Source organism: Limosilactobacillus difficilis (genome assembly GCF_947387495.1).
GTDB classification, from domain to species: Bacteria; Bacillota; Bacilli; order Lactobacillales; family Lactobacillaceae; genus Limosilactobacillus; species Limosilactobacillus difficilis.
The window spans coordinates 1-19190 of sequence record NZ_CANDNU010000005.1; the positions used below are offsets into that span (position 1 = coordinate 1).

Annotated in this window: 14 protein-coding genes, 1 other RNA gene and 1 other annotated feature; of the genes, 11 read left to right on the forward strand and 4 right to left on the reverse strand. The window is 52.2% G+C overall.

What is annotated here, in order from left to right:
- Positions 1-178 precede the first annotated feature (178 nt).
- The 4 genes from ssrS to rpsD form a co-directional block, all read right to left on the reverse strand.
- Positions 179-366, reverse strand: a non-coding RNA gene (gene ssrS / locus QOR82_RS01660) — 6S RNA.
- Between the two features lie 61 nt (positions 367-427).
- Positions 428-1723 carry a replication-associated recombination protein A gene (locus QOR82_RS01665; RefSeq protein ID WP_283583033.1) on the reverse strand — a complete coding sequence of 432 codons (1296 nt, stop codon included), beginning with the start codon at positions 1721-1723 and terminating at the stop codon, positions 428-430.
- Positions 1724-1735: 12 nt separating this feature from the next.
- Positions 1736-2200 carry a YueI family protein gene (locus QOR82_RS01670; RefSeq protein WP_283583034.1) on the reverse strand — a complete coding sequence of 155 codons (465 nt, stop codon included), beginning with the start codon at positions 2198-2200 and terminating at the stop codon, positions 1736-1738.
- A 97-nt stretch (positions 2201-2297) separates the two neighbouring features.
- Positions 2298-2903, reverse strand: coding sequence for a 30S ribosomal protein S4 (rpsD, locus tag QOR82_RS01675; protein ID WP_283583035.1), 606 nt, complete (start codon positions 2901-2903; stop codon positions 2298-2300).
- A gap of 312 nt (positions 2904-3215) precedes the next feature.
- Here rpsD and ezrA point away from each other — a divergent pair, with 312 nt between their 5' ends.
- The 11 genes from ezrA to QOR82_RS01730 all read left to right on the forward strand — a co-directional run bounded on the left by ezrA (position 3216) and on the right by QOR82_RS01730 (position 19190).
- Positions 3216-4922, forward strand: coding sequence for a septation ring formation regulator EzrA (gene ezrA, locus QOR82_RS01680; RefSeq protein ID WP_283583036.1), 1707 nt, complete (start codon positions 3216-3218; stop codon positions 4920-4922).
- A 99-nt stretch (positions 4923-5021) separates the two neighbouring features.
- A complete protein-coding gene (locus tag QOR82_RS01685) occupies positions 5022-6176 on the forward strand; it encodes a cysteine desulfurase family protein (protein ID WP_283583037.1) in 1155 nt (384 codons plus the stop codon).
- 23 nt (positions 6177-6199) lie between these two features.
- Entirely contained in the window at positions 6200-7417 is a 1218-nt protein-coding gene (thiI, locus tag QOR82_RS01690) for a tRNA uracil 4-sulfurtransferase ThiI (RefSeq protein WP_283583038.1), read from the forward strand.
- 116 nt (positions 7418-7533) lie between these two features.
- Entirely contained in the window at positions 7534-8028 is a 495-nt protein-coding gene (tpx, locus tag QOR82_RS01695; protein WP_283583039.1) for a thiol peroxidase, read from the forward strand.
- 38 nt (positions 8029-8066) lie between these two features.
- Positions 8067-8281: a binding site (T-box leader), on the forward strand.
- Positions 8282-8343: 62 nt separating this feature from the next.
- Complete coding sequence (locus QOR82_RS01700; protein ID WP_283583040.1) at positions 8344-11001, forward strand: valine--tRNA ligase; 2658 nt, start codon at positions 8344-8346, stop codon at positions 10999-11001.
- Between the two features lie 327 nt (positions 11002-11328).
- The gene (locus QOR82_RS01705) at positions 11329-13335 is read left to right on the forward strand and encodes a YSIRK-type signal peptide-containing protein (RefSeq protein ID WP_283583041.1); all 2007 of its coding nucleotides are present in this window, start codon (positions 11329-11331) and stop codon (positions 13333-13335) included.
- A 137-nt stretch (positions 13336-13472) separates the two neighbouring features.
- Positions 13473-13775, forward strand: coding sequence for a hypothetical protein (locus QOR82_RS01710; protein WP_283583042.1), 303 nt, complete (start codon positions 13473-13475; stop codon positions 13773-13775).
- A 22-nt stretch (positions 13776-13797) separates the two neighbouring features.
- On the forward strand, positions 13798-15342 hold the full coding sequence (gene asp1 / locus QOR82_RS01715; RefSeq protein ID WP_283583043.1) for an accessory Sec system glycosyltransferase Asp1: 1545 nt from the start codon (positions 13798-13800) through the stop codon (positions 15340-15342).
- Positions 15343-15345: 3 nt separating this feature from the next.
- Complete coding sequence (locus QOR82_RS01720; RefSeq protein WP_283583044.1) at positions 15346-16869, forward strand: glycosyltransferase; 1524 nt, start codon at positions 15346-15348, stop codon at positions 16867-16869.
- 16 nt (positions 16870-16885) lie between these two features.
- Positions 16886-17683 carry a tyrosine-protein phosphatase gene (locus QOR82_RS01725; protein ID WP_283583045.1) on the forward strand — a complete coding sequence of 266 codons (798 nt, stop codon included), beginning with the start codon at positions 16886-16888 and terminating at the stop codon, positions 17681-17683.
- A 127-nt stretch (positions 17684-17810) separates the two neighbouring features.
- Positions 17811-19190, forward strand: a complete 1380-nt coding sequence (locus tag QOR82_RS01730; protein WP_283583046.1) for a hypothetical protein — start codon at positions 17811-17813, stop codon at positions 19188-19190.

The following is a 19190-nucleotide window of genomic DNA, read 5'->3' on the forward strand; positions in this document are numbered from 1 at the left end:
CACATAAGCATTTCGCGTTCTTTTATAGTAAGATGTATATAGCTCATAACGGATTACCTCGATTAGTTTGATTTGGTTATTAAACTAATTCTACCCGTTATGGGTTATTTTTTTAATTTATGTTGCACTTGAATTGTAAATTCTCAAGAACTAAAAAAGCCCCAGGTAAAACCCAGGGCGAAACTCCGTTCGTGCCGTTAATTGTCATTCAGTGTTGACCTGTATGTGAAACAGGTGGGGCACGGCCGCAGAGCTTTCAACTACCAAGTGAAAAGGCATGTTGTCCGCAAAGCGATGCACTAGTCCCAATATAATAAGACTGTAAGGCAAACCTGCGTTTAGACAACGCGTACACAACAGAATTTCTATTAATTATGCTAGCAGGTTTTGCGAAGAATTACAATCAAGTCGCCTGTATTAGGCCAGATTAATGGCGTTTTTTAGCGAGCCCCTGTTCTTGCGCCCGTTTGAGCCGCTCGTACTGATTGCGATAGCTGGCCTCAAAGGTTCCGTTGCCCTTTGGCCGGAAGTAGTGGGCGTGTTGGATCTTATCGGGGAGATATTGTTGGGCCACCCAATCTTGGGGAAAATCGTGTGGGTACTGGTAGTTAAGGCCATGTCCCAATTTGTGAGCCCCCTTATAGTGAGCATCCTTGAGATGGTCAGGGACTTCACCGTAATTGCCCTGCCGGATTTGTTTGATAGCGCGGTCAATCGCCATGATTCCCGAATTGGATTTTGGCGAGAGACAGAGCTCAATGACGGCGTCGGCCAGGGGAATCCGTGCTTCCGGGAATCCCAGTTGCTGGGCCGCCTGGACTGCTGTGACGGCACGCTGAGCCGCTGGCATGTTGGCGAGACCGACGTCTTCGTAGGCGATTACCATCAGTCGTCGCGCGATGCTAGTGAGATCGCCGGCCTCGATCAGGCGGGCCAAGTAGTGGAGGGCGGCATCAGTGTCCGAACCGCGAATTGACTTCTGGAAAGCTGAGATGATGTCGTAGTGGGCGTCACCGTCAGCGTCGGCCGCTAAAGTTTTTTTCTGGATGCTTTCCTGGATCACCGGCACCGTCAAGTGGATTGTCCCGTCATCATCCGGATCCGTCGAGCGGGCGGCTAATTCTAGACCGTTGAGGGCGGAACGCAGGTCGCCATTGGTTGCCCGGCAGAGGAGCTTTTTAGCATCGTTATCCAAAGCGAGCTTCATCTCGCCGAGGCCCCGCTTTTTATCGCTCATTGCCCGGTCGATAGCGGTGGCAATGTCTTGTTCGCTGAGGGGGTAGACCGGGAAGATCTGTGTCCGGCTCCGGATCGCTGGGTTGATGGCGATGTAGGGGTTTTCGGTTGTTGCCCCGATCAGGATGATCCGGCCGCTTTCGAGGTGGGGGAGGAGGAAATCCTGCTTGGTCTTGTCAAGGCGGTGGATTTCGTCGAGCAGGAGAATCATCGTGCCGCTCATCTTGGCTTCCTCTGCCACGATTTGTAGGTCCTTCTTGCTATCGGTAGCGGCGTTGAGCATTCGCAGGCCATACTTGGTTGATCCGGCGATGGCGCTGGCAATGCTGGTTTTGCCAGTCCCCGGTGGTCCATAGAGGATCATCGATGACAGCATGTGGGCTTTGACCATCCGGTAGATAATCTTGCCAGGGGCGACAAGGTGGCGTTGGCCGACCACCTCGTCGAGGCTGCGCGGCCGCATCCGAAAGGCTAGTGGTTGTGGCAAATTAACACCTCCTTAGTGTTTGAACAAGTGGAAGAAACCATGTTTATGTGGCTTCTTGGCTGCCGTTTTGGGTTCTGGGGCGGCTGAATCCGGATAGCGTTGGGAAATATCGACGGGACTTTGGTAGACGGCATCTGCGGCGGCATAGACGATCGCTAGTTTATCTGGATCAGTGCGGAATTCCGGATCACTTTTCAAGGTGAAATGGACGTTGGCTTTGCTGGCTGCCAGCATGTAAGGATGGACCAGGTCGTGGTTGAGGTTATTGTTAATGAAGAGGGTTGCCTGCGGGTGGGCCTGGAATTCTTGCTGTAGCTGGTTGATCCAGGAACGCTCTTTGATTTCTTGACAGCTGATGGTGACGTAGACGCGTTCGCGAAAGGTACCGAGGTAATGACGCTGTTCGTCGGGATTGATTTTGCGTTGGCCGTAGATTCCTTGCTTGAGACGGTCTTGGACGTTATTTTCTTCGGTCATTTGCTCATCCTCCTCTCATCACATCTTGGGTGATATGTCGAAAATAAAAAATCCCATGGAAGACTCCACGGGATTTGTGAATGACAACGAGTAAAAATTACTTGTTGTAGTATTCAACGATCAGTGATTCATCGATGTCAGCATCGAGGTCGTCACGTTCTGGCAGACGAACCAGCTTGCCTTCCAGCTTGTCAGCGTCGAATTCAACGTATGACGGACGGGAAACAACTGATTCAACGGCGTTGGTGATCACGTCCAACTTCTTGGACTTGTCACGAACGGCGATGATTTGGCCAATCTTCACTTCGTATGAAGGAATGTCAACGCGCTTGCCATCAACGGTGATGTGACCGTGGTTTACCAGCTGACGAGCCTGACGACGCGTCGTTGCCAAGCCCAAACGGTAAACCATGTTGTCAAGCCGACGTTCGAGGAGGATCAGGAAGTTATCACCGTGGGTGCCTTCCTTGATCTTGCCGGCACGAACGAAGAGGTTGGCAAATTGACGTTCAGTCATGCCGTACATCATCCGAACCTTTTGCTTTTCCCGAAGTTGGGTGCCGTATTCTGACATCTTGCCATGACGGTCGCGACCATGGTCACCAGGAGCGTATGGACGACGAGCCAATTCCTTACCAGTACCAGACAGTGAGATGCCAAGACGACGAGATACACGCCAACTTGGACCAGTATAACGAGACATATTAATGTTCCTCCAATAAAATAGTTTGGAGTAAAATAATCCGATTGTGAGTTTGGTATTCGTGCAGGTTGATTTGAATTTTTCACCTTTGCAGCATCGGTTACTGAAAACACCATGCGGCACCAATCTGTTGACGAGCTTACCACTCACCGCTGCAATTATTTTACACGCGTATCATCATACAGCAATGACCAGGAGCGTGTCAACGTTTTGCCCCGGCTTTTGTCGGAATTATTATTAGAATGTTCATAATTAGTGGGGCTTCTTATGCTATAATTTTGGGTGATAATTTACTTTAGGGTGGGATTTTACATGTTTCAGGTTGTTGTTGGGGTCTTAGTACTGGTTATTATTATTTTGGTGGTGATCTACGTCATGCAGCGGCGCGCATTGACGACTATCCGTCAGGCCAAACACCTGCACGAGCAGCTAGCCACACAAAAGATTGACGAAGAGTTGGCAAAATTGGATGAAATGGAGCTCAGTGGCGATTCCAAAAAAGAAGCGGAGCGGCTTCACCAACAGTATGACCAGCAAGTGAAAGACTCATTGCAGGCGGTCCGCAAACAGGTTGTCCAACTGGAAAGCAACCTGCACGGCATCCGGGTCTTCACCATTGGCAAGCAGCTGAGCGATCTACAGCAGGCGGCTTCGAAAATCAACCAAACAGCTGCTCGAATTAAGCTGCAGATCAAGCAGATCCGCGACCAGCAGACAGCCCAGCAAGAAGCCGTTGCGAGTCTCAACAAGGAGTTGCAGACGGCCGATAATAAGCTGGAAGACGACGGTTACCTTTATGGCGACAGTTTGAGCGCCCTAGAGAAACAATTGACAACCCTCAAGGCAGACTACCAAAGTTTCGTCCAACTCGTTCACAGTGGCGACTATGCAGCAGCTGAGCAGAACCTGAGCCAGCTGCAAACGTCCCTCGCCACCTTTCAGGACTTGTTGAAGAAAATTCCGCCTTTGTATAAGCCGTTGCTGACGGTTTATCCGGATCAGCTCAAAGAATTGGCAGGGGGCTATCAGCAGCTCCATGAGCAGGGCTATCACTTCGTAGAAGAAGCGATCGATCAAAAAGTCGACCGTCTGCAGGAGCAGCTGACACTCGCCAAACAACAGCTGAACCGGTTAGAATTGACCGATGTTGCCCACACCAACCAAGAACTTACCAAGCAGATCGAACATTATTATGACATCATGCAGCGCGAACTCGATGCTCGGCCGCACGTCCATGACGCCCTAAAGAAGTGGGGCCAGCATCTCGAACACGCCCACAAGCAGAATGACACCTTGCTGGACCTGCTTAATCGCCTCAGCCAATCCTACACCCTTAACCACGATGAAATGGCCCATACCCGTGAACTGGATGAGCAGCTTCAGCAGCTGGCCGACGAATATCACCAGACGACTGCCGCCGTCAACGGCAAGGAAGCGGTCGACAGTCAAGTACTAGCCCAGGCCAAGCAAGCCAAGGCGACCCTCGATCAGATCGAAAGCCAGCAGGAAAAGCTCAACGACCAGGTGGCAACGATGCGTGACGACGAACGGCGGACCCGCAAAGCCGTTACCAAGTTCGTTACCAAAATCCGGACAATCAAGCGGCGGGTGGAGAACCTGAACCTGCCAGGAATTGATAAGTCCTACATGGACTACTTCTTCCTGGTCAGCGACGAAATTTCGCGGCTGGATAAGGATATCAACAAGCCTAAGATCAACATGGACGACATTACCAAGCAACTGCTGATGGTTCAATCCGATCTCCAAACCCTGGAGGATAAGACCGACGACCTCCGCGACAGTGCTGAGCTGACGGGCCGTCTGATTCAGTACGCTAACCGGCTGGCTGAACAAAATGCCGCTGTCGCTAAGGCCATTGACGAGTCGCAGCAGCTTTACAGCAAGTACCAGTACCAAGAAGCGCTCGAGAAGATCGCAACGGCACTGGAAGTGGCGGAGCCGGGAGCCTACAAACGACTTGAGGACGGCTACTACCGGGATATCAATGGGGAAGGTTAGCCTTCACTTCCCTAAAGTAAGTAATGTTGTTATAATGAGGCAAAAAGGGGCGTGGTGCGATGCAACGCCCCTTCTTTAATCGAAACGAGGAGAAATTCAATGATTTACTTTGATAACAGTGCGACGACGAAAATTGATCCGTCGGCTTTAAAGAGTTATGACCAGGTTTCGCAGAAGATCTGGGGCAACCCGTCGAGCCTTCACCAGTTTGGTGAACAGGCTTGGCATCTCCTGGAACAGTCACGACAGCAGATTGCGTCCCTGTGCGGCGTTAAACCAGCGGAAATCATCTTCACCAGCGGCGGTTCGGAAGGCGATAACTGGGTGATCAAAGGCACCGCCATCGCCAAGCACGAATTCGGCAAGCACATTATCACGTCAAGTGTCGAACATGGGGCGGTGATGAATGCGATGCACCAGCTGGAAGAACTTGGTTTTGAGGTCACCTACTTGCCGGTCGATTCAAAGGGGCGGGTCAGCCCCGACGATGTGGCCCGGGCCATTCGTCCCGACACGATTTTGGTGTCGATCATGGCAGTTAACAACGAAATCGGTACGATTCAACCGATTAATGAGATTGGCAAGGTCCTGGAAAAGTACCCGAAAATTCACTTTATGGTTGACGCAGTGCAGGCGGTCGGCAAGCAGTTAGATTCGATGGTCTTTGGGCCACGGGTTGATTTTGCTACTTTCTCCGGCCACAAGTTCCACGCTCCGCGGGGTACCGGCTTCGTTTACGCCCGTGCCGGCCGCAAAATCGCGCCCCTGGTGAACGGTGGCGGTCAGGAACGTGGCATGCGCAGCGGCACGGAGAACACGCCGGGTGACGTTGCGATGGCCCGGGCCTTGCGGCTAGTCAAGGATGGGGAAGCAGCCGCTTGCCAGCAGGAACGGCAGATCAAGCAGCGGATCTATGACCATATCAAAGATCTGCCACACGTCCACGTTATTTCCGGCGACGGTCACGATCAGGGCTTTGCGCCGCACATCCTGACCTTCGCGATCGCCGGCGTCCGCGGTGAGACGATCGTCCATGCCTTTGAAGAACACGACATTTATATCTCAACGACCAGTGCCTGTTCATCAAAGAAACACGTCGAAGCTGGTACGCTGGCCGCAATGAAGGTGCCGGACGAGATTGCTACTAGCGCGGTGCGGATTAGTCTGGGCGACCAGAATACCCTGGCAGAGGCTGATGAATTTAACCGCGTCTTCGACGAACTCTACGCTGGCTTCAAGAAGATTATTGATTAAGGAGAAAGGAGACTTCTACTTTCATGCACTATGATGAAATCATGGTTCGCTACGGGGAGTTGTCAACCAAGGGCCGCAACCGCAAGTCCTTCATTGACCGTCTCGGCAGCAACATCCGGGCCGCCCTCCACGATTTTAGCGACCTCGAGATTCACCCCGGTCCTGCCCGAACCCACATTGTTTTGAATGGTGACGACTATGAAGCCGTCATGCAGCGGTTGAAAAACGTCTTTGGCATTCAAAGTTTTTCACCGGTTTTGAAGGTCGACCGCGATTTTGCGGCGGTGGCTGCCGCGGCCGAGGAGATGATGGCGGCCCTGGTCAAGCAACCGACGACCTTTAAGATTCAAACCCGGCGGGCTGACAAGAAATTCCCAATCGATACCTTTACGATGAACGACCGGCTAGGCGGTGACCTGCTGGATCACTTTGACCAGCTATCGGTTGACGTCCACCACCCGGATCTGGAAATGCGGGTGGAAATTCGGCGTGATGGTATTTATCTCTCCTGCGAGACGATTCCGGGTGCTGGCGGTCTGCCGGTTGGGACCGCGGGCAAGGGGATGATGATGCTCTCCGGCGGCATCGATTCTCCCGTGGCGGCCTACTTGGCGATGAAGCGGGGCGTCTCCCTGGAGATGGTCCACTTCTACAGTCCGCCTTACACCTCGGAGCAGGCTCTCGCCAAGGCTAAGGAACTGACGGCGCGCTTGGCCCAGTACTGTGGTTCGATTAAATTCATCCAAGTGCCCTTTACCGAGAGCCAGGAGGACATCAAGGAAAAGGTGCCGGAGGGCTATCTAATGACGGTTCAGCGGCGGATGATGTTGCGCTTGGCAGTGGCACTGGCTCACCGGCGGCGCGGTCTAGCCATCTTCAACGGCGAATCTCTCGGTCAGGTGGCTTCACAGACGATGCAGTCGATGCGGGCCATCGAGGACGTCACGACCTTGCCGGTTTTGCGCCCGGTCCTCAGCTATGATAAGAACGAAATCATCAAGATCGCCAAAGATCTGGATACCTATGATCTTTCGATCTTACCTTATGAAGACTGCTGCACGGTCTTTACCCCGCCGCGTCCGAAGACGAAGCCGCGGGTTGACCGGGCCCGGGAGTGTGAGGACTTGATCGACGTTCACGGTTTGATGGAGCGTGCTCTGGCAGGCATCAAGATCACGACAATCCATCCCGGCGACGAGTTCCTCAACCAAAATGAGGATGTTTTTGCCGAATTATTGTAAAAAACGTTTTCAGGGACTTTCAACTGCGTCAATCTGTGTTATTCTAGAACCTAACCTAGCGTCGGGTTGGCGGCGATAAGACCGTTGCCCAGGAATTTTTGAAAGGAGCGTTCGTTGTGCAAGTAACCATTGAAGGAAAGCCATACCAGTTGGTGGGGGATTTGCCGAAGGTCGGCGTTGATATCCCACACTTTAAATTGTTCGATAAGACGAATCAACGGGTGAAGACCCGGGAATTGTTCGGTAAGGTAACGCTGTTTAGCGTCGTCCCGGACATCAATACAGACGTCTGCAGCATTCAGACCCGCAAGTTCAACCGGGCGATGGAGGATTATCCGCAGGTCAACTTCATTACCGTCTCTACCAACACGGTGGCCGAACAACGCGGCTGGTGCGCTGCCCAGGGTCTGGATAATATCCGTCTCTTATCGGACGCTGAACAGTCCTTTGGTTACGCCCTGAAGGTGCTGATTCCGGATACTGGCAACTTGGCCCGGTCGATCTTCATTATGGATGCGGATGGCAAAATCCGTTATGAACAATTAGTACCGGAAGAAACCGATGAACCGGATTACCTGGCAGCGTTGAACGCTTTGAAAAAGTTGCTCTAAGCCTTGACGCTCGAAGAAAAAGCAAGTACACTAATTTCAATCAAGCAACGACCGAGAGAGTACGACCAAGCTGCCGTTTCAGCGAGTACCCAAGGAGTGAAAGGGGTGCCGGCAATTGGCTCGGAAAGTAGCTCGCGAGCTGATCCGCTGAAAAAGGTAGGCGGATCCGGAGATTCTGCTTCGTTAACAAGTGACTTAAGTGGGGCCCGGAAGGCCTAAGTTAGGTGGTACCGCGAGCAAGCTCGTCCTATGTTTTAGGACGGGCTTTTTCTTTGGCCCAGCGCTGGAGTCATTTGGCAGTGAGGAGGTTATTTTATGGTAGAAAAAAAGCAAATGTCCACCAAGTACGACCCGACAGCAGTGGAAAAGGGCCGCTACCAATGGTGGATCGACAACGGCTTCTTCAAGCCGAGTGGTGACAAAAAGGCCCACCCGTATTCGATCGTGATTCCACCGCCGAACGTCACCGGGAAGCTGCACCTGGGTCATGCCTGGGACACCACCCTGCAAGACATCATCATCCGACGGAAGCGGATGCAGGGTTATGACACCCTCTGGGTTCCGGGGATGGACCATGCCGGGATTGCGACCCAGGCGAAGGTTGAGGCTCGCTTACGCCAGGACGGCATTTCCCGTTATGACCTGGGCCGGGAGAAGTTTATCAAACAGGTCTGGGACTGGAAGGACGAATATGCTGATATCATCCACCAACAATGGGCCAAGATGGGCATTTCCGTCGACTACGACCGGGAACGCTTTACCCTGGATAAGGGACTGAACAAGGCCGTTCGCAAGGTCTTCGTCGACCTCTACAAGAAGGGTCTGATCTACCGGGCAACTTACATCATCAACTGGGACCCACAGGCCCGGACCGCCCTGTCTGACATCGAAGTGGAACACAAGGACGACAAGGGGGCCTTCTACCACGTCAAGTACCCGTTCACCGATGGCACGACTTTCAATGGCAAGGATTACATCGAAATTGCAACGACCCGGCCAGAAACGATGTTCGGTGACGAAGCTGTGGCTGTTAACCCGCACGATGAACGCTACAAGGCGCTCGTCGGCAAGCACATCAAGGTGCCGTTGGTCAACCGGGAAGTGGAAATTATCGCTGACGACTACGTGAAGACCGACTTCGGGACCGGGATGGTTAAGATCACGCCAGCCCACGATCCGAATGACTTCCTGGTCGGCAAGCGTCACAACCTGCCGGAGTTGAACACCTTCAACGAAGATGCCAGCTTGAACGAAAATGGCGGTAAGTACGAGGGGATGGACCGTTTTGAGGCCCGCAAGGCCATCGTTGCCGACTTGAAGAAGGAAGGCTACCTCCTGAAAGTGGACCCGATCGTCCACTCCGTTGGCCACTCGCAGCGGACTGGCGTGCAGGTCGAAGCTCGCTTATCCACCCAGTGGTTCGTTAAGATGAAGCCGCTGGCCGAGGCCGCACTGAAGAACCAGGATGGTGACGACGCCATCAACTTCGTTCCAAAGCGTTTCGAACATACCTTCAAGCAGTGGATGGAAAACTGCCATGACTGGGTTATTTCCCGGCAACTTTGGTGGGGCCACCGGATTCCGGCCTGGTATCATAAGAAGACCGGCGAAGTTTACGTCGGCATGGAAGCTCCAAAGGACGAAGAGAACTGGACTCGCGACCCCGATGTCCTTGATACTTGGTTCTCCAGTGCCCTCTGGCCATTCTCGACGATGGGCTGGCCGGACACCGATGCCGCCGATTTCAAGCGCTACTTCCCGACCACGACCCTGGTCACCGGCTACGACATCATCTTCTTCTGGGTTGCCCGGATGATCTTCCAGAGTCTGGAATTCACCGGCAAGGCCCCGTTTAGAAACGTCATCTTGCACGGGCTGATCCGGGACGAACAGGGACGGAAGATGTCCAAGTCACTAGGCAACGGGATTGACCCGATGGACGTGATCAAGAAGTACGGGGTCGATGCTCTGCGCTGGTTCCTGATTTCCGGTTCGACGCCAGGGCAAGACATTCGTTTCTCCTACAAGAAGATGGATGCTGCCTGGAACTTCATCAACAAGATCTGGAACGCCAGCCGTTACGTGATCATGAACCTCGACGATCAAACCAAGCCGGAACTGCCGGACGAAACCAAGTGGAACTTGTCCGATCGCTGGATTTTGTCAAAACTCAACGCGACGGTCAAGCAGGTCAACACCCAGTTGGAGAAGTTCGAGTTTGGTGAAGCCGGCCGGGCAATGTACAACTTCATTTGGAATGATTTCTGTGACTGGTACATTGAGCTGACCAAGGAAACCCTGAATAACGGGACGGCTGAAGAAAAGACTGCCACTCGTGACATTCTTTGCTACGTCCTCGACCAGACCCTGCGCCTGATCCACCCCGTGATGCCGTTTGTCAGTGAGGAACTCTGGCAAGAGATGCCACATACGGGCAAGTCGATCATGGTCAGCGCCTACCCGGTTGAACATGACGACTTCGCTAACCCTACGGCCGAAGAGGGGATGGACCGGCTGATCGAACTGATCACCGCCGTCCGGAATATCCGGAGTGAGGCCAACGCCCCGCTGTCCAAGCCGGTGGAATTGCTGATCAAGCCCGCTAACGACCAGATCGCAAAGATCTTTAAAGACAACGAAGACTACATTAACCGCTTCTGCAACGTCTCCGCAATTAAGCTGGATAAGGCGATGCAGGCACCGCGTTTGGCGATGAGTGCGGTAATTACCAACGCGGAAGTCTTCATCCCGATGCAAGAATTGGTCGACATGGATGAAGAACGCGCCCGGATGCAAAAGGAAATCAAGAAGCTGGAAGCTGAAGTGAACCGTTCCGCCAAGAAACTGGGGAATGAAAAGTTCGTCAACAACGCGCCAGCCAAGGTTGTCGCTGCTGAAAAGCAGAAGGCGGCAGACTGGCAAGATAAATTGGCGGCTGCGAAGGAGCGTCTCGCTTCACTGAATGCTAACTAAAGTCAATTAACCCCGTGTCTGTTGAGGATGCGGGGTTATTTTGACGGACAATTCAGATCAAGCGATAGGCCGAATAACAAAAAAGATTTGAAAAAGATTAAAAATTCACAAAAAATTAAAATAATTTAAAATTATTTTTCAACAATTCGTCGCTACAACCAGTCCACAAAGGGCGAAACAACGGCAATGAGAACTAAATGAAATCTGAGAAGTGGCCAGAGCCTTTCACTTAGCGGTTGATCAAAACGGGCGGGGGGGGGTAAGATATGAGTGGCCAATAGTTTAGCTACCGCATTATTTCTATTTACTATTAGGAGGTAAATTGTTATGTTTTCTAGCAATAATAAGGAAATGAATCGCGTACGGAAGGCTAAGAAGATGCCTAAGTACGGTCTGGCTAAGTTGAACGTGGGTGTTGCTTCCGTTCTGCTTGGTACTGGTTTAGTATTTGCCGGCGGTGCTTCAGTTGCACATGCCGATGTTAACACCTTACCACAGGATGCTAACCAGGCTACCTTACTGGCTCAACAAAACCAGAACTCAGCTGCTAACAGCAGTGCTACTTCACGTGAACAGGCTATCTCAGACGCTCAAAACACGGTTAACCAAAACAGCTCTGCTGTAGCAAGCGACCAAGCTCTGCTGAAGTCCGCTCAGGCTGGTTCTTCTGCTGCTGCACAATACTCAGACGCTGTTAAGAGTGCTTCTGCTGCTAGCGACGCCGAAGACGCTGCTAACACGAGCCTATCTAACGCCCAAGTTGCTAAGGACAACGCGCAGAACAACTACAACAACGCTTCAGCTGCTGCTTCCAACGCTAACGGCGCTTGGAACATGTGGGGTTCATCCGCTGCTTCATCACTGCAGGCTCGTCTGTCAGCCGCTACTGACTCAGCTAACGCTGCTTCTGCCGCTGCTTCAGCTGAATGGGTAAAGCATAACACTAACAAGCAGAACCTGGCTGACGCCAACGAAGTTCTGTCAAACGCTAAGACTGAGAGTGCTAAGAAGGCTGCTCAGGAGACGGTTGACAGCTATGCTAAGTTGTTGAAACATGACCACATCAAGACCTTGGACGCTGCTTACCAGCAAGCTGCCGGTAAGGTTAGCTTCATCAAGGAAATGCTTAATGGTCAGCGTGCATGGAACAGCAATGGTGACAAGCGAGACTTCGACGCAATGGCTAAGGATGTCATCGCCAAGAACAGTGCTGCTGCTCAGGCACAAAACGAATTAGCCAAGGCTAACAGCGACCTGGTTAACGCTAAGGCTGCCCTGGCTACTGCTACTGCAAACGCCAATGCTGCTTGGAAGACCCTGCAAGACATTGAAACGGCTGCTTACCTGCATGAAGACAGCTACTACACTGACGCTATCAACAAGGCTCAGTCTGCTAAGAGTACTGCTGTTGCCAAGGCTCAGCAGAGCGGCGCTTACAATTCTTACATCAGCAATTCCAACAAGGTTAAGGAAGAACAGGCTAAGATCAAGCACAGTCAAAGTGTCCTTTCAGATGCACAAAATGATCTGAAGAACGCTAAGAACGATGCCCAAAAGGCGGCTGCTCAAAACCACATTAAACTCGCTCAAAAGGCATTGGCAGAACAACAAGCTCGTTTGGCTACGGCACAAGCCAAGGTTGATGCTAACAAAGATGCTGCTGCACCATTCATCAAGGCAATCAACGATGCTAACCAAGCAATCAAGGATGCTAAGAATGCTAACAAGCTGCACCAGGCTGCTGTCAAGAACTCTGCTGACTACGAAAAACTGGTTGCACCAATCGTTGATCAACTGAAGCAGGACCAAGCTAACTACGACGAAGCCGTTGCTGCTCTGAACGCGCTGACGAACAACTCTTCAGCAAACTCCAGCGCCAACAGTTCTGCTAACTCTTCAGCAAACTCCAGTGCCAACAGTTCTGCTAACTCTTCAGCAAACTCCAGTGCTAACAGCTCAGCAAACAGTTCTGCTAACTCCAGTGCTAACAGCTCAGCAAACAGTTCTGCAAGTTCTGACGCATCAACTGACAAGACTGCTGAAATTAACCAGCTGATCCAAGAAGCTAAGGACCTGCTGAACCAAGCTTCAGCTGCTCTGAAGGCTGGTAACGCTAGTCAAGCTCAAAAGCTGGCTAACCAAGCTCTGGCTCTGTTGAACCAGGCCAAGGCACTGCAGGAACAAGTTAACACTTCAGCAAAGCAACCAGCTGCTGCTACTGCTAACAAGCTGCCACAGACTGGTAACGCCAACGAAGCCGCTGTTGCTGGCTTGGGTGTTGCTGCTCTGACGGCAATGCTTGGCATGGGCGTTATGTCCAAGAAGCGTGCTTAATTCTTCGCTGAAGAATAAATATTAGCTAATATAATAAGGAGGCTGCCATGCATGCGTATGGCGGCCTTTTTTGGGTAAAGATTCGGTGTTCCTGTGTGTTATACTCAGGAAGGAAAATGTTTTTAAAGGAGTTTGCAATGGTAAAAAAAGACCTTGGCTTTTCGATCCAGTATCCGGATAGTGAAAAAGCCCAGACACCAAAAGTTAAGCAAGATTTCGACATTGATGAATATGATCCAGAAGAAGTCGCCAAAATGCGCAAGCAAGCCGAAACGATTATTAAACTCACCAAGGCGATGGGCGTAAACACGGCGGATTCGATGAACGACAGTGCAGCAGCCTCAGCAGCTCAGCCACAGTCTACGGCCCCTTCCCACATGACCCGTGAACAGTACCGGGCCGATATGGCTAACTCTTCCCACCCGAATGCCCGTCACTGAGTTTTGACTAATGGAGACTACAATGATTTATTTTATTAACTTTAACCTACCCGAAAAAAAGTCCGGTATTGAGCACGCAGAACTCAAACGGATGAAACTCTTTGCTGAGCACCAAACACCGGCCAAGCTGATCACTCGTGAATGGAGTGCCAACCTGCACGATGTTGCCGCGGCGGCTGGTTTAGTAGACGACCAGCTGCTGAGCATGTTTGATTACTATCAAGGACGGGAACACGTCGTTCGCCAAACGCTTCACGTCAATGACCTCGACTTCGGGGTTGACAACATCACCATCCAGGACGAGACCAACAATGTCCGTTACCTCTTAAACCGGCCGGATGGTCATTTCCTGGCGCGGGTCAACTACGATCCTGCTCACGATAAACAGGTGATGAGCACGGAAATGTTTGACGGTTATGGCAACCTTTACTGTGTTAACAACTACGACAGCCGGGGCTTTGTGTCGGAGATCGACTGGTATTCGCCAGATAACAAGGTCGAACGCAAGGAATGGCTAGCGGCTGATGGCCAGGTGGTCATTCAGCAGTTCTTCCACTATGACCTGCATCAAAAGCTGGTTGATACCGGTTGGTGGCTACGGGACCATCAAGGAAAAATCTTCACCTTTAATACCTTGCGAGAATTCTTCCAAAAATTTCTCAACGATGTCAACGCAACTGGCAAGAACATTTTCATTTTGGACCGGTCTCTGCTGGCCGATGACATCATCCTAGATCTGAAGCGGCCGGCTTACACCGTCTTCCACCTGCACAATTCCCAGGGGGCCGATGCCCAGGACGAGATGCATTCGATCCTCAACGACAACTACGAATACGGTTTATACAACATCGACAATTATTCGGCCGTCGTCTCGGCAACCCCGAACCAGACCGAAGACGTGCAGAAGCGTTTCCACCCGCAGCATGCTAAGCTCTTCACCATCCCCGTGGGAATTGTACCCGATGAGCGCCTGAATGCGCCGCGGATTAGCGAAGAAGACCGGACCTTTGGCAGAGTGATCATCGCTGCCCGGATTTCGAGTGAAAAGCAAATGCCGCGGATCGTTCATTCACTGGCACTGGTCCACAAGGAAGTACCCGAAGTCAGCTTGGACATCTGGGGCTACACCAACTCCGAAAAAGAAAAGGATGCGATCAAGAAGGCTGCCGAGGAAGGTGGTATTGCGAATGCTGTATCGATCAAGGGCTATTCCGAAGATATCGGGGAAGTTTACGACCATGCCCAAATCTTCGCCTTGGCGTCGACGATGGAAGGCTTCAACCTCGCGATCATGGAAGCTATTTCACACGGGGTGGTCGGGGTGACCTATGACACCAATTACGGTCCCAACTCGATTATCCAGGACGGTAAAAATGGTTATGTCGTGCCGTACAATGACGAACAAGCGATGGCCGATCGGATCACCAAGTTGCTGAAGGATCCGCAACTGCTGCAGACGATGAGCACGAACGCTTATGAATCAGCGCAACGTTACTCCAGTGACAATGTTTGGAAAGCCTGGAAAGCATTGCTGGACGATGCCAAGAAGCAATTAGGGGAGGACTAGACTGTGAATTACTTAGTTAGCAACAACGTTTTTACCTTTAACAACGGTCCCGAATTCTCGGCATTTGAGCGTTTGGCAGCTTTCAACCGGCACGGAATTCCCACTAAGCTGGTTTTAAAGGACTACTCCAGTACCCTGTCGATGAACCTAGCCAGTCACCACATTGACCCGCACAGTGTCATCAACATGTACGATTACTTCCAGGGCACGGTGGACGAGGACAATCGCCCGCTTAACGTTCACTACCTGCCATCGTTTCCCTTTGAGACCTACCACTTGAAGGGGATCGATAATAACAAGGCCAAGTTTGACTACTATGGCAACCGCAAGGGAACCATCAACTTTATGCCGAGCCAGGTCACCAAGGTGGGAAGCATTGACTACTTTGACCGCCTGGGGCACGTCGTGGTTACGGAACACTGGGACTCCCGGGGGTTCCCGAGCCGCTTGGATAGCTACCACCTGGACGGGTCGGTTGGCACCTCGCGTTTCCTGCGGCGGGACGGCTCGACGGCGTTGGTGGTCACGCACATGAATATCCAGGGGCAGGTCCGGCCGACGATGTGGAAATTGTTGGATTACCATGGCCGTAACTGGATGTTTGACAATGAAGACGCGCTGTTTGGTTTCTTCCTGAATGAACTCAACCGCCAGCAAAAGGGCAACTTCATTTCCGACCGCCGCATCATGGACCAGTTTGTAATGTCGGTCCAGAACCCACTTTCCCGGATCGCCGTGGTCCATGACATTCCGGTGCAAAACCCACGTCACGCTGTCAAGTCGGCCCTGCGACCTTTGCAGGAGACGCTGTTTGATCCGCACCAGCAGTTCCCGGTTCACTTCGACCAAATCGTCTTTCCAACTGATGAAGAACGGCAGACCTTTGCGGACCGTTTTGCTGGCAATCTGCCGGACACAAAGTTTGTCACGGCCGTTGATTCTTGCGTCAAAGTGACGGTCCAAGAACATCAAAAGCAGCAAATCCTGCCAATTATTGCATACCGGGGGATGCTGGGCAGCACCAAGAAGACTGGTGACCTCGTGCGGGCCTTCAACACCATGGCCAAGCATAGTCCGGCCCTCCGCCTGAAGTTGCAGGGCTACTTTGAAAACCAGGACGAGGAAAAGAAGCTCAAGGACTTGGTAAAGCAGCTCGCTCTCGAGAGCAAAGTCAGCTTTAAGCCTTACGCTCCTTTTGATGAGGACTTCTTTAAGGACGTGAGCCTCTTTGTCAACCCGACTGACAGCGAAGCCTTCGGAATGAACCTGCTCGAAGCGATGGCCGCTGGGGTGCCGGTGGTGGCCTACAATGTTCCTTTCCTGGCGGACAACTTAGTTCGCGATGGGCAAAACGGCGTGCTGGTCAAGGCCCGCAACCCGCACAGCCTGGCCGAAGCTGCGATGGCGTTGCTGAATGACGATGAGAAGTACCAGCAGCTATCGCAAGGCGCTTTGCAGACGGCCCAAGGCTATAACGAAAGCCACCTGGTAGAAGAATGGCGCAACGTTTTGCAACACGTTTATTAAAGAGGGGTGATCATTAGTGACGGTGGATCTGCTCAATCATATTTTGCCGCTCATCGATGACGGGCCGGCGGATCTAGATCAATCGGTCGAGATGGTCAAACAGGCCGCCAGTCAGGGCGTTACGGCCCTGTTAGCGACTCCCCATGCTGGCGATAATCGTTTTTCCTTCAGTAACCAGGGCATCAAGATGGTCAGTGATGGGCTGAAGAAGGTGCTGGCTCAGCAGAACATTGACATGAAGCTCTGGCCTGCCTCCGTCAACCGTTTGAATGAGACACTTAGCACTAAGTTGCGCGACCAAGCGCTGCTGTATGCGGACGACGGCAAGCACTATCTCCTAGTGGAAATGAGCGATAAAGCGGTCGCCGTTGATGCGGACCAGGTGATGGGGGAACTCTTTAACGCCGGGATTACACCGGTCCTTTGCCACCCCGAACGTAATCCGCACTTGATGGAAAAAAGGGAGTTGCTGACGAAGTGGGCCAATTACGGCTGTAAGATCATGCTGTCAGCGTCGGCATACACCGGTTATTATGGTGATGAAGCTCGGGCGGCCTGCCGGCAGCTGATTGACAGCGGGATGGCCTATTTCTTTGGCTCGGATGCGCACGACGCCAGTGACGGCCCGCGGGGCAACCACCTTGGTGAAGCCTATCAGCAGCTCTTGCGGGAGTACGGCAAGGAAAAGGCCGCCGAGTTTGACCAAAATGCCCGGGACCTCGTCAATGGCGACCGGATTCGTGAGCACAAGGTTAAATCGCGGAAGAAACCGAAGACCTTTGGGATGGCCTTGCGCAACATGTTGAAATTATAATCGACGAAAAGATCAGGTTGATCCTGGTCTTTTTTTGATTTATTCCGGCTTTTTGATATAGACACTCTCTAATAACTGGTACAATTAATAACGAGTGTGTATATTTTCAACAGAAAGGATGATCGACATGTATGATTACCGGCATGAATTACTGGAAATTCTCCGGCATACGACTAGCGATCCGGCTAGCCTGAGTCAAACTCAGCGCAGCTTAACGACGATCCTGCGTCTCTTAAATCAGTTGCAACCATTTGATGAACGAGAGGAGACGCCACTGTCAACCCACAACAGTCGCCGTCACGACTTTCACAATGCCCACCATGATGGGCGGGCTGTCGGCGGCCACGAACACCGCAGCCATCGTTTCCGGATGCGCCAGCGCCGTGACTCGCAGGCAGTAGATTCAACAGTCCCGGTGAAGGAAAGCAATGAGTCTGATCACGAAAAGAGTGAAGCGATGCCGAACAGTGTCCGGGGAGATTTTGCCGCTCTCTTAGACCGCTCCCTCTCCAATGCTGCTGACCAGCATTCAACAGAGTCATTGGATGAGATGAACCGGGAGACGCGACACCATTTGCAATCGGCCAGCGACTATGCCAGCCAGGCGGTTCCACTGACCGAAGCCGAGCTAGCGGCTCAGCACCACTACATCGTCCACCGCAAGCTCAGTGGAGCGATGATCGACCACCAGTACTATCCAGAAAGTATTCTGCATGAGCTCCCCTTTGAGCTGAATGATGGGGATGTTGTGGCGACAGCTGCTCCTCACAGCAGCAATGAACTGCCAAAGATCAAGGAGATCACCGACGATCATTTGCCGCGGCAGGTTCAGTCGATCAACGTCATCCATCACGCCATCCTCAAGGCGGTCAACGGGACGAAGATGCTGCAGATCGAGAGTACCCGTGATGGCGACAGCATTCTTGATCGGGAATTGGGGGCTAATATTCTGATCAATCCTAAGCACTATCCCAACCGCAACCTGAAACCGGGGATGGAGGTCGACTACGCTTACTATGACCACGGCAACGCTCTGCGGGATGCTAAGTCTGGCACCATTCGTTGGGTCTATGAAGAAACTGCTGCTGCCTCATCTGCTAAGCAGAGTAGCGGGAAGAAGCAGGAGAGCAAAGCTGCTAAAGCTAAACCGGCGGCCCCAAGCAAGCCGTCGCCGGTGGTGATCGATGATGACTTTGACCTCAAGCAACGCAAGACCCTGGTGATCAGCGCCAAGCCCGACCGTAATGATGAATTGAAGGCGGCCGTTGACGACCACCACGGAATTTATTACCGGCTTGATGCTTCCCGGGTCCAAAACGTCACGTCCAGTAAGTTAAAGGCGGCCATTCGTCAGGCTGATCTGGTGGTTATTTGCCAAGACGGCATTGATAAGAAGACGACGGAACTGGCCCAGCGTCACGCTCAGAAATACGCTAAGCCAGCTACATTAGCCACCGCGTCGGATAAGCGGGCTCTCGACCACGCCTTAGCCCGGTTAGCAGATTAA

What these genes read in the sequence shown, in the direction of transcription:
- QOR82_RS01705 (WP_283583041.1), top strand. Translation starts at nt 11,329, where the DNA reads ATGTTTTCTAGCAATAATAAGGAAATGAATCGCGTACGGAAGGCTAAG.
- QOR82_RS01685 (WP_283583037.1), top strand. Translation starts at nt 5,022, where the DNA reads ATGATTTACTTTGATAACAGTGCGACGACGAAAATTGATCCGTCGGCT.
- QOR82_RS01710 (WP_283583042.1), top strand. Translation starts at nt 13,473, where the DNA reads ATGGTAAAAAAAGACCTTGGCTTTTCGATCCAGTATCCGGATAGTGAA.
- asp1 (WP_283583043.1), top strand. Translation starts at nt 13,798, where the DNA reads ATGATTTATTTTATTAACTTTAACCTACCCGAAAAAAAGTCCGGTATT.
- QOR82_RS01730 (WP_283583046.1), top strand. Translation starts at nt 17,811, where the DNA reads ATGTATGATTACCGGCATGAATTACTGGAAATTCTCCGGCATACGACT.
- QOR82_RS01700 (WP_283583040.1), top strand. Translation starts at nt 8,344, where the DNA reads ATGGTAGAAAAAAAGCAAATGTCCACCAAGTACGACCCGACAGCAGTG.
- rpsD (WP_283583035.1), bottom strand. Translation starts at nt 2,903, where the DNA reads ATGTCTCGTTATACTGGTCCAAGTTGGCGTGTATCTCGTCGTCTTGGC.
- thiI (WP_283583038.1), top strand. Translation starts at nt 6,200, where the DNA reads ATGCACTATGATGAAATCATGGTTCGCTACGGGGAGTTGTCAACCAAG.
- QOR82_RS01670 (WP_283583034.1), bottom strand. Translation starts at nt 2,200, where the DNA reads ATGACCGAAGAAAATAACGTCCAAGACCGTCTCAAGCAAGGAATCTAC.
- ezrA (WP_283583036.1), top strand. Translation starts at nt 3,216, where the DNA reads ATGTTTCAGGTTGTTGTTGGGGTCTTAGTACTGGTTATTATTATTTTG.